Here is a 9,719-nt window from a genome sequence, read left to right on the forward strand (position 1 = left end):
GGTGAAGCCGGCGCCCGGCGCCGTGCGGCGGGCGAAGTCGCCCAGGCGCGCCAGCAGCTCCTCGCGCACCTTCTCGCGCGCCCGCGACAGGCGCTTGCGCACCGCGGCGTCCTGCAGGCCCAGCAGCCCGGCCACCTGGCGCGAACTCTGGCCCTCGCGGTAGTAGAGCAGCAGCACTTCGCGCGATTCCTCCGGCAGCGCATCAATGACGCCTGCGGCCACGGCGCGCTCCTGCTCGGTGGCCAGCTGCTCGGCGGGCCCCGGGTGCGGGTCGGCGACGGTGGCGATCAGGGCTTCGATGTCGGTGGTGGGGTTGGCGCGCAGGCCCTGCGCGCGCAGGTGGTCGCGGGCCAGGTTGCGGGTGATCTGGCGCAGCCAGGGCAGGAAGCTGGCGCGGTTGTTGAGCTTGCGCAGGTTCTGCCAGGCCGAGAGGAAGGCCTCCTGGGCGATGTCCTCGCTGGCGGGCACGTCGCGCACGATCGCCAGTGCGATCGAGGTGACGGTGGACTGGCAGCCGGCGACGATGCGGCCGTAGGCGTCGCGGTCGCCGCGGGCGGCGGCCGGCAGGTGGCTGTCGATCAGGGAATCAAGGATGTCGCTCATGGCGTGCTCCTGGGGGGTTCAAGCCCAGGGACGGACCGGCGCGGCGGATGTGACCGCCGCGCCGGGATCGATCAGAGGCAGTTCTTGCGGGCCGAAAGCAGGGCGGTGCCGCGAGACTCGTTCCAACTGCCGGTCAGCGGGCTCAACAGCGGCGCGTTCACGCCAACCTGGGTCAGGCCGCGCTTGCCGTCGGCGTTGGCGCCGATGGTGCGGGTCAGTGTGCCCGTTGGGCGGGAGATCGTCGGCATGTGGCCGCAGGTCGGACAGAAGCCGGTGAGCTGCTCCATCGGCACGTTGGTCACGCCCTCGTTCCACGGCTTGGCGCCGATCAGCCAGCGCGCCACGCCTTCCGCGTCATACAGGTAGGAGATGTAGATCTCCTGGGTCGGCTCGTACTGCGCGCTGTAACCGAAGCCGGCGAGGGTGGGCGAGTACCAGTGGCCGGTGGCGTCCAGCGGCGCCGCGGCCGACACCGGGCACCCGGAGCCGCCGCCAAGGCGGAACATGGGCTCGCTGCCGGCTTCGCCGTCGAGGTTGTAGGAGAACTCCATCTCGTTCGTGCTGACCGGCGTGACCACGAGGTCGCCGACCACGGTCGAGGTGGTCTGGCTGCCGTTCCAGCCCACCCGGAACAGCGGTGCGTTCCAGATGCCGCTGGCGCCCGGCGCGGCGGCCTGGCTGTAATACCAGGTCGGGGTGCCGTCCTCGCGGTAGGTGTACCAGACCGCGACCCACTGGTCGCCGGCGAAGTCGACGAACACGCCGTGGCCCGGGCGCTGCGGGTTGTAGTACTGGCCGCTCTGGAAGGCGGGCGCAGTGGACTGGGTCTCGACCCGGGCGGTCACGGTGGCCTCGTTGTAGACCAGCGAAGCGCTGGACGGACGCCCCAGGCCAATCATCCAGCGCTCGGCGCCGACCGCCCCCGCGGTGCGGGTGATCACGATCTCCTTGGTCGTGGCGGTGCCGGTGTCGGACACCTGGGTGGCGCCACGCTCCAGCCCGGGGCCGATCAGGGCCGAGGTCGCGATCGCGCGCGGGCCGGCCGGGGTCGCATAGAGGTCGATGTCCGCGTTGGAGACCATTCGGACCCGCGCGGTGTTGGCGTGCGGGGGCAGCACGAACTGCATCCGGGTCTCGTGGTAGTCGCGGCTCACCGACCAACGCGCCGACGCCAGCGAGACCGGCCGGTTGTCGCCGAGCGTGATCGGCGAGGGCATGTAGTCGCGCAGCGTCAGCTGCAGGTTGCGGGTGCTGGCGACGACGGCAGGCGAAGATTCGACCACCAGCTGCACCGGGAACGCGCTGTTGAACGGCGCCTGCAGGCCGCTCCAGGACAGCCGGGCGCTGATCGTGGCGCCGGCGGCCGCGCGGGTCGGGCCGGTCAGGGTGAAGCTGCCTGCGCCGGCGTAGTTCACCCGCCAGCGGGCGTCGGTGAGGGCCGGCAGGCCCGAGAAGGTCACGTCCATGTGGCCGCGCGAGCTGTTGATCTGGCGGGCATCGCCGTCAGCGGGCTGGAACCAGGCCGCCACCAGCGGCATCGTCTCGGCGAGGCTGCGCGCCACGTCGGCTTGGGCCGTTCCGCAGGGCAGGTTGCTGCACTCGGTGTGGCTGACCAGCGGGTTCGAGAAGATGTTGGCCGAGCGCTGGCTGCCGGTGCCGTAGGCCATCACCGTGCTGAAGCCGTTCTGGCCCTCGGGCGTGATGCGGTAGCCGTGTGCGTAGCTGTGCGCGGCGTTGCGGGCGCCGCCGGTGGTGTCGATGTCGTGGGTCTGGCCCAGGTTGTGGCCGATCTCGTGCGCGATGGTGGTGGACAGGCAGAAGAAGCCGTTGTCGGTGCCGTGGTTGGCGTTGAAGTAGCCGGAGTTCTGCTGGAACGGGATGCTGCCCGGGTTGTTGCCGCCGCCGTTGACGTAACCGACGCCGCAGCTGCCCGAGTCGCTGTTGAGGTAGCGGCGAACCAGGCCCACCAGGTCGGCGCCGTGGCGATAGCGCAGCGTCGCCAACTGCATCGCCAGCGGATGCGCGCCGGCGCCGTTCCAGGCCCGCATCAGCGCGAGCGTGTCGCTGTTGGAGCCGGTGTCGGGGTAATCCACCCGCGGCGTCGCCACCAGCCGGAAGCGGCCGACCACGCCCGCGTTGGCGAGGGCCGTGTTGCCGAGGTCGATGCGGTTCTGCAGCAGCGTGCGGGTCGCGAGGTCGCTGCCCACGTAGGAGGCCAGGCCCGGCGTGTAGGCCAGCAGGATGTCGATGCGGTGCGCCTCCGACTGGGTGCTCGGCGCGGGACGCGCAGCGGCGAGCGCCTTCTGCGCCGCGACCAGGTCGCTGGCGTCCGGGATCACTTCGTCGTCGACCTGCACGGCCGAGCGCTGGCCGATGTCCACCGCGAGGTCCTCCATCAGGCGCAGCTCGCCGCCGACGGTCTCGACATAGAGCAGGCTGCCGTCGGCGCGCGGCGCCTGGCCGAACACCGCGCCGCCGCCGACCGTGAACACGGCCTCGAAGCCCGCCAAGTCGCCCTCGCGACGGCCGACCCAGGTGGTGATGCCGTTCGCATGTTCGGTGTGGGACACGTAGTCGTAGACCAGTTCGCCGCCGTCGGGATCCGGCACCGCGATGCTGCCGCGCGACGCGGCGGCGAAGGCGAGCGCCTTGGTGTCGATTTCCAGCGGACGGAAACGGAGCAGGCCCTCGTGCTCGACGCGTTCGTCGAGCTTGAACAGCCGGACGGCGCCCTTGCCGTCGGCGGCGTGGGGCAGGGACGTCGGCGCGAGCGCGAGCGCGACGGCCAGGGCAACGCAGGAAAAGACGGCAAGGCGCATGACCGTGGAGCTCCGGGACACTGGGGAATGCCCGGATGTTCGCATGGGGCGGCACGCCCCTCAAGACAGCGCCGCTACGCGGTCTTCACGCCATCAGCGCGCGCACCAGCAGTCCGCCGGCCATGATCACGACGATGAACAATAGCGCCATGCGGATCTTCGTCATGCGGGCCGCGGGCGACTGGCTGGCGGGGTCGCGGAAGTTGAGGTGCTCGGGCAGGTAGCTTGCGTCGCGCGTGGCCTCGAGCAGGCCGGCGTCATGCAGGATCTGGCGCGCCTGCTTGAAGTCGTCGGGCTTGATCACCCACAGGGCCGGCTGCTGGCTGGGGTCGTGGTTCTTGGCGCTGTAGCTGAACTCGCGGCGGCTCACGCCCTTCCAGCTGCGGCCCTGGGTGACCTTGGTCTCGATGCCGACGTCGTTGAGCATCTTCTCGACGCGCTCGACGTTCTCCAGCCGCACCGACGTGAAGACCTGGCGCATCAGCGGGCCTCCGGGGCGTCGGGCAGCACGCGGATCAGGCCTTCCTGCGCGGTGGACGCGACCAGGCGGCCGTCGCGGGTATAGATCTGCCCGCGTGAAAGCCCGCGCGCGCCTTGGGCGCTGGGGCTGTCGATGGAGTAGAGCAGCCAGTCGTCGGCGCGGAAGGGGCGGTGGAACCACATCGCGTGGTCGAGCGAGGCCATCTGCACGTTCGGCTGGTAGTAGCTGATGCCGTGCGGGAAGGTCGCGGTGCCCAGCAGGTGGAAATCGGACGCATAGGCCAGCAGCGCCTGGTGCAGCACCGGCGAATCGCCGACCTCGCCGTTGAGCTTGAACCACACCTGCTGGAACGGCGGCCGCTTGGGCGGCTTGAGTTCGTCGCGCGGGTACACCGGGCGGATCTCGAACGGCCCCATGCGCGAGAGCCAGCGCTGGGCCTTGGGCGGCAGCTGGGCCAGCTGCTCCGGCGTGGGCGCGGCGACCGGCTCGATGTCCTCGGGGCGCGGCACTTCCGGCATCGACAGCTGGTGCTCGTTGCCCGGCTCGGGCTCCTGGAACGAGGACGCGAACACGAAGATCGGCTTGCCGTGCTGGATCGCGGTGACGCGCCGCACCGAGAAGCTGTTGCCGTCGCGAGAACGGTCGACGTCGTAGACGATCGGGTGCTCGACGTCGCCGGCGCGCAGGAAGTAGGCGTGGATCGAGTGCACCTGGCGGTTCGGGTCCAGCGTCTGCTGGGCCGCGGACAGGGCCTGGCCCAGCACCTGGCCGCCGAAGACGTACTTGGTGCCGATGTCGCGGCTCTGGCCGCGGAACAGGTTGTCCTCGAGGCGCTCGAGGCGGAGCAGGTCGACCAGTTCGGCGGCGACGGATGAGGTCATGGGGACTCCGGGGTTCCAGCCGGCGATTATAGCCGCCGCGCGGGCCCGGCCTGGTTCAGGGGCGGATGCGCGCCAGCCGCACCGCGTCCAGCACCCGCGACCACGGGAAACGCGGTCCGGGGTCGCGCTTGCGGAACACCAGGGCCTCGAGGTTGTCGCTCGACACCACCCGGGTCTGGTCCAGGTCCTCGTGGCCGGCGATGAACTCCAGCGCCGGCAGCGTGGCGGCGAGGTGCCGCAGCAGCGCGACCAGCGTTTCCACCTGCGCATCGGTGTAGGGCTCGTCCATCGCCTGGCGGCGGGAATCGAGCCAGTCCGGGTAGCGGCCGGCGTTCACCAGCTCGATGCCGACCGATCGCTCGTTGTAGCCGCGGGTGTGGTGGGCGATGCGGTCGGGCGGCACGAACTCGTGCAGGCTGCCGTCGCGGTCGATGTAGTAGTGGCCGCTGTTGCCGGTGCCGGTGTCGTAGAGCACGCGTTCGCCGTACTCACGCGCCAGCGGCAGGTCCGGCAGCTCGGTGCAGTGGATGACCACCAGGTCCACGTGCGCCGGGTCGCGCGACTCCAGCCGGGCGGCGTAGGGCAGGGGCCAGGGCCGGATTCCGGGGTCGGTCGGCGGGGGGGCGGTCATGGCCGCATGCTAACATCGCGCCCATTCCGGAGCCCCCCCGATGCCCTTTCCCGCCGACTCCGCGCTTGGCGCACTGATGGCCACGCTGCCGCGTCCCGGCCAGGTCCGATGGATCGGCCTGCGCCCCGCCCGCGACATCCCGATGCAGGAAGTGGAGCGGGTCGAGGTCGTCGCCGGCAAGGGCCTGGTGGGCGATCGGTACAAGAGTGGCAGCGGCAAGCGCGGCATCACGCTCATCCAGGCCGAGCACCTGCCGGTGGTCGCGGCGCTCAGCGGCCTGGCCGAGGTGTCGCCCGCGACCCTGCGCCGCAACGTCGTGGTGTCGGGCTTGCCCGTGATCGCGCTGAAGGGCCGGCGCTTCCGCATCGGCACGGCGGTGTTCGAGGGCACCGGCGACTGCGACCCGTGCTCGCGCATGGAGGCTGCGCTCGGTCCCGGCGGCTACAACGCGATGCGCCAGCACGGCGGGCTTTGCGCCCGCGTGATCGTGTCCGGCAGCTTCCGGCTCGGCGACGCGGTCGAGCCGCTGGCGGCGGACGACGCGGCGTGAGCGGCCACGTCATCATTTCCCACGGGCTGGAAAGCGGTCCCGGGGCGACCAAGGCCGCCGCGCTCGCGCGCGTCGCGGGTGCGATGGGCTGGACCCACGAACGTCCCGACTACCGCGACCTCGACGTGCTGGGCCCGCTGGGCGACGTCGAGGGCCGCATCCTGCGACTTGGCGCCCGCGCCCACCTGGCCACGCGCAAGCCGCTGGTGCTGGCGGGTTCGAGCATGGGCGCCTACATCTCCGGTCACGTCTCGCGCGAAGTGCCGGTGGCGGGCCTGTTCCTGATGGCGCCACCGGTGGCGCTGGACGTGGCCCCCGGGCCCCTGCACGCGGCCATGGTGCCGACGCGCATCATCCACGGCTGGGAGGACGAACTGATCCCGGCGCTGGACGTCGTGCGCTGGGCCCAGCGCCGGCAGGACACGCTGGTGCTGGTGCCCGACAGCCATCGCCTGGCCGCGCACGTCGAGTTCTGCGCCGAGGAATTCGGCCGATTCCTGCAGATGCTGGCCTCGTGAAGTTCTTCGTCGCCTGCGCCAAGGGCCTGGAATACCTGCTCGCCGACGAGCTGGTGGCGCTGGGCGCGACCCGCGCCACCGCCGCGCTGGCCGGCGCCAATGCCGAGGGCGGGGCGGAAGCGGCCTACCGCGCGGTCATGCATTCGCGCCTGGCCAGCCGCGTGCTGTGGCCGCTGGCCGAGTTCGACTGCGCCAACGAGAACGATCTCTACCAGGGCGTGCATGCGATCGACTGGCCGGCGCACCTGGATCCGGAAGGCACGCTGGCGGTGGATGCGCATGTCTCGGGCCCGGCGCTGACCCACGAACGCTACGCGGCGCAGCGCGCCAAGGACGCCGTGGTCGACCGCATGCGCGCTGCGCACGGCGTGCGTCCCTCGGTGGATACCGAATCGCCCGACCTGCGCCTGAGCCTGGTGGTGCGCAAGGGCCGCGCCATCGTGTCCGTGGACGTGGGCGGTGGCCCGCTGCACCGCCGCGGCTGGCGCCAGTCGCAGGGCGAGGCGCCGCTGAAGGAAAACCTGGCCGCGGCGATGCTGCTGCGCGGCCACTGGCCGAAGCTCTACGCCGAGGGCGGCGCGCTGCTCGACCCGATGTGCGGCAGCGGCACGCTGCTGATCGAGGGCGCGCTGATGGCCGCCGACGTGGCGCCCGGCCTGCATCGTCTGCAGGGCGCGCTGCCGACGCGCTGGCGCGGCTTCGACGAAGACCTGTGGCAGCGCATCGAGGCCGAGGCCCGCGACCGCGCCGCCGCCGGGCGCGCCACGCTGCGGCCCGTGTTCTTCGGCGCCGACCTCGATCCCGCGGCGCTGCATTCCGCCGTGGCCAATGCCGACCGCGCCGGCCTGGCCGAGCTGATCCGTTTCGACCGCGCACCGGTGGCTGCCCTGAAGGCGCCGGGTCCGGCGCGCGGGCTGGTGGTCTGCAACCCGCCCTACGACGCGCGCCTGGCGGCGGACGCGGCGCTTTACCGCGAACTTGGCGACGCCCTGCGCCGCGCCGTGCCGGACTGGCGCGCGGTGCTGCTGTGCGGCTCGGACGAGCTGGCCCAGGCCACCGGGCTGCGCGCCGCCAAGCGCTACGCCTTCTTCAACGGTGCGCTGGAGTGCTCGCTGCTGGTCTGCGACCCGCTGCAGCCGCCGGCGCGGGCGCCGCGCGAGGCGAAGCCGCTTTCGGACGGCGCGCAGATGGTCGCCAACCGGCTGCGCAAGAACCTCAAGCGCTTCAAGTCCTGGCGCGAGCGCGAAGGCGTGTCCGCCTGGCGCGCCTACGATGCCGACCTGCCGGAATACTCGGCGGCGGTGGACGTGTACGAGGAAGCCGAGGGCGAGCGCCGCAGCTTCGTCCACGTGCAGGAGTACGAGGCGCCCTCGACCATCCCCGAGGCCGACAGCCGCCGCCGCTTCGGAGAGCTGCTGGACGCGGTGCGCGAAGTGTTCGCGGTGCCGCCGGCCCAGGTGTCGATCAAGACCCGCGCGCGCGGCAAGGGCGGCAGCAAGTACGGGCGCATGGACCGGCGCGACGAGTTCATCGCCGTGCGCGAGGGCCGGGCGAAGCTGCTGGTGAACCTGTTCGACTACCTCGACACCGGCCTGTTCCTCGATCATCGCCCGGTGCGCCTGCGCATCGGCCGCGAGTCCGCGGGCAAGCGCGTGCTGAACCTGTTCGCCTACACCGGCGCCGCCAGCGTGCATGCGGCGGTGGGCGGCGCGGCCAGCACCACCAGCGTCGACCTGTCCGGCACCTACCTCGAGTGGGCCGGCCGCAACCTGGCGCTCAACGGCGCCGCGGGCCGCGCGCACCAGCTGGTGCAGGCCGACGCCATGGCCTGGCTGCTGGCCGACCGCGGCGAATACGACCTGGTGTTCTGCGACCCGCCGACGTTCTCCAACTCGGCCCGCGCCGACGACTTCGACACCCAGCGCGACCACGTGCGCCTGCTGCGCGCCTGCGTGGCGCGGCTGGCGCCCGGCGGATTGCTGCTGTTCTCGAACAACTACCGCAAGTTCCGGCTCGACGAGGCGGCGGTGGCGGAGTTCGCGTCCTGCACCGAGATCAGTGCGAAGACGATCGATCCCGACTTCGAGCGCAACCCGCGCATCCACCGCTGCTGGGAGTTGCGCCGGGCCTGAGCCCGGCGCGGCGATCACTCTTCGCCTTCGGCCTTCATGCCGGTGGCCAGCGCATAGGTTTCGTCGTCGATGATGCGCACGTCGCGGATGTCGCAGCCGCGCTGGCGCGAGCCGACCGAATCGAAGACCACCTTGTCGCCCGGATTGCCGCAAACGCGGCCGGTGATGCTGTCGCCGCGGAAGACGAGGCTGACGCCGAGGTTGTCGCGGCAGTCGCCCCACAGGTCCACGCGATACTTGCGCCGGCCGCCGTCCACGAACAGCGCGCCGTCCCGGCTGTTGTGCCAGGTGCGCACGTCCTGCGGGTAGAGGCAGCCGGGCTTGCCCTTGGCGGCGATCGCCGCCTGCACGTCGGCGTCGGCGGGGCCCGGGCGGGTGTCGGTGGCGCCGGGGCGGCAGGCCGCCAGCAGCAGCAAGGCCGGGAGGGTCATGGCAAGGGTGCGTTTCATGTCGGCGTCCTGCGCGGGGTGGGACCCGAGTTTGGTCGCGCCAAACTTAACCCGCGCGAAACATCCCCGGCGGCATTATGCTGGGGCCCATGACCCGACCCGGCACCACCACCACCCCGCACGGCTGGACCTTCTTCCGCCAATGGCTGAAGAACCCGCTGGGCGTGGCCGCCATCTCGCCCTCCAGCCCGCAGCTGGCGCGGCAGATGATGTCGGAGCTGCCGCGCGGCGCCCGGCGCGTGATCGAGCTCGGCGGCGGCACCGGTGTCTTCACGCAGGCGCTGCTGGACCACGGCATCGCGCCGAGCGAGCTGCTCGTGCTCGAACTCAACGAAGAGCTGCACCAGCACCTGCAGAAGCATTTCCCGCAGGTGCAGGTCGCGTGCGCAGATGCCCGCGACCTGGCCGAGCTCGCGGCCGCGCGCGGCTTCGGTCCGGAGTCCCCGGCTGACGCCGTGATCTCCGGCCTGGGCCTGCTGTCGATGCCCAAGGCCACGCAGCAGGCCATCCTGGCCGCGGCCTTCGAGTGCCTGCAGCCGCAGGGCCGCTTCATCCAGTTCACCTACGGCCCGGCCAACCCGGTCGCGAAGGAAGTCGTCGAGGCGCTCGATCTCAACGCGCGCCGCGGCAGCTTCACCTGGTGGAACGTGCCGCC

The 9,719-nt window shown here is 71.8% G+C and carries 10 protein-coding genes; 4 read left to right on the forward strand and 6 right to left on the reverse strand.

Annotated elements, in window-relative coordinates; all coding sequences use genetic code 11:
- The 5 genes from Q0C12_RS13705 to Q0C12_RS13725 all read right to left on the reverse strand — a co-directional run.
- Nucleotides 1-603 (reverse strand): sigma-70 family RNA polymerase sigma factor (locus Q0C12_RS13705; protein ID WP_290891127.1); only part of this gene is annotated, 603 nt, incomplete at its 3' end.
- A 71-nt stretch (nt 604-674) separates the two neighbouring features.
- The gene (locus Q0C12_RS13710) at nt 675-3,422 is read right to left on the reverse strand and encodes a reprolysin-like metallopeptidase (RefSeq protein WP_290891129.1); all 2,748 of its coding nucleotides are present in this window, start codon (nt 3,420-3,422) and stop codon (nt 675-677) included.
- 85 nt (nt 3,423-3,507) lie between these two features.
- Complete coding sequence (locus Q0C12_RS13715) at nt 3,508-3,903, reverse strand: pathogenicity-like protein (protein ID WP_290891131.1); 396 nt, start codon at nt 3,901-3,903, stop codon at nt 3,508-3,510.
- On the reverse strand, nt 3,903-4,784 hold the full coding sequence (tesB, locus tag Q0C12_RS13720) for an acyl-CoA thioesterase II (protein ID WP_290891133.1): 882 nt from the start codon (nt 4,782-4,784) through the stop codon (nt 3,903-3,905). Before tesB ends, Q0C12_RS13715 begins: the two co-directional genes overlap by 1 nt.
- A gap of 55 nt (nt 4,785-4,839) precedes the next feature.
- Entirely contained in the window at nt 4,840-5,415 is a 576-nt protein-coding gene (locus Q0C12_RS13725; protein WP_290891135.1) for an N-acetylmuramoyl-L-alanine amidase, read from the reverse strand.
- Between the two features lie 40 nt (nt 5,416-5,455).
- On the opposite strand from Q0C12_RS13725, the gene Q0C12_RS13730 reads away from it, so the two are divergent.
- The 3 genes from Q0C12_RS13730 to rlmKL are packed head-to-tail and all read left to right on the forward strand — an operon-like array spanning nt 5,456 to nt 8,615.
- A complete protein-coding gene (locus tag Q0C12_RS13730; protein ID WP_290891137.1) occupies nt 5,456-5,965 on the forward strand; it encodes an MOSC domain-containing protein in 510 nt (169 codons plus the stop codon).
- Nucleotides 5,962-6,483, forward strand: a complete 522-nt coding sequence (locus tag Q0C12_RS13735) for a hypothetical protein (protein ID WP_290891140.1) — start codon at nt 5,962-5,964, stop codon at nt 6,481-6,483. Before Q0C12_RS13730 ends, Q0C12_RS13735 begins: the two co-directional genes overlap by 4 nt.
- On the forward strand, nt 6,480-8,615 hold the full coding sequence (rlmKL, locus tag Q0C12_RS13740; protein ID WP_290891142.1) for a bifunctional 23S rRNA (guanine(2069)-N(7))-methyltransferase RlmK/23S rRNA (guanine(2445)-N(2))-methyltransferase RlmL: 2,136 nt from the start codon (nt 6,480-6,482) through the stop codon (nt 8,613-8,615). Before Q0C12_RS13735 ends, rlmKL begins: the two co-directional genes overlap by 4 nt.
- Before the next feature lie 14 nt (nt 8,616-8,629).
- On the opposite strand, the gene Q0C12_RS13745 is transcribed toward rlmKL, so the two are convergent.
- Nucleotides 8,630-9,064, reverse strand: coding sequence for a DUF6491 family protein (locus tag Q0C12_RS13745; RefSeq protein WP_290891144.1), 435 nt, complete (start codon nt 9,062-9,064; stop codon nt 8,630-8,632).
- Nucleotides 9,065-9,153: 89 nt separating this feature from the next.
- On the opposite strand from Q0C12_RS13745, the gene Q0C12_RS13750 reads away from it, so the two are divergent.
- The coding region (locus Q0C12_RS13750; RefSeq protein ID WP_290891146.1) for a methyltransferase domain-containing protein at nt 9,154-9,719 on the forward strand (566 nt) is incomplete at its 3' end.

It is taken from the genome of Arenimonas sp. (assembly GCF_022842045.1).
Lineage (GTDB): Bacteria > Pseudomonadota > Gammaproteobacteria > Xanthomonadales > Xanthomonadaceae > Arenimonas.

Coding starts and splice junctions, on each gene's coding strand:
- Q0C12_RS13715 (WP_290891131.1), bottom strand. CDS start 3,903: ATGCGCCAGGTCTTCACGTCGGTGCGGCTGGAGAACGTCGAGCGCGTC.
- Q0C12_RS13725 (WP_290891135.1), bottom strand. CDS start 5,415: ATGACCGCCCCCCCGCCGACCGACCCCGGAATCCGGCCCTGGCCCCTG.
- tesB (WP_290891133.1), bottom strand. CDS start 4,784: ATGACCTCATCCGTCGCCGCCGAACTGGTCGACCTGCTCCGCCTCGAG.
- Q0C12_RS13730 (WP_290891137.1), top strand. CDS start 5,456: ATGCCCTTTCCCGCCGACTCCGCGCTTGGCGCACTGATGGCCACGCTG.
- Q0C12_RS13745 (WP_290891144.1), bottom strand. CDS start 9,064: ATGAAACGCACCCTTGCCATGACCCTCCCGGCCTTGCTGCTGCTGGCG.
- Q0C12_RS13710 (WP_290891129.1), bottom strand. CDS start 3,422: ATGCGCCTTGCCGTCTTTTCCTGCGTTGCCCTGGCCGTCGCGCTCGCG.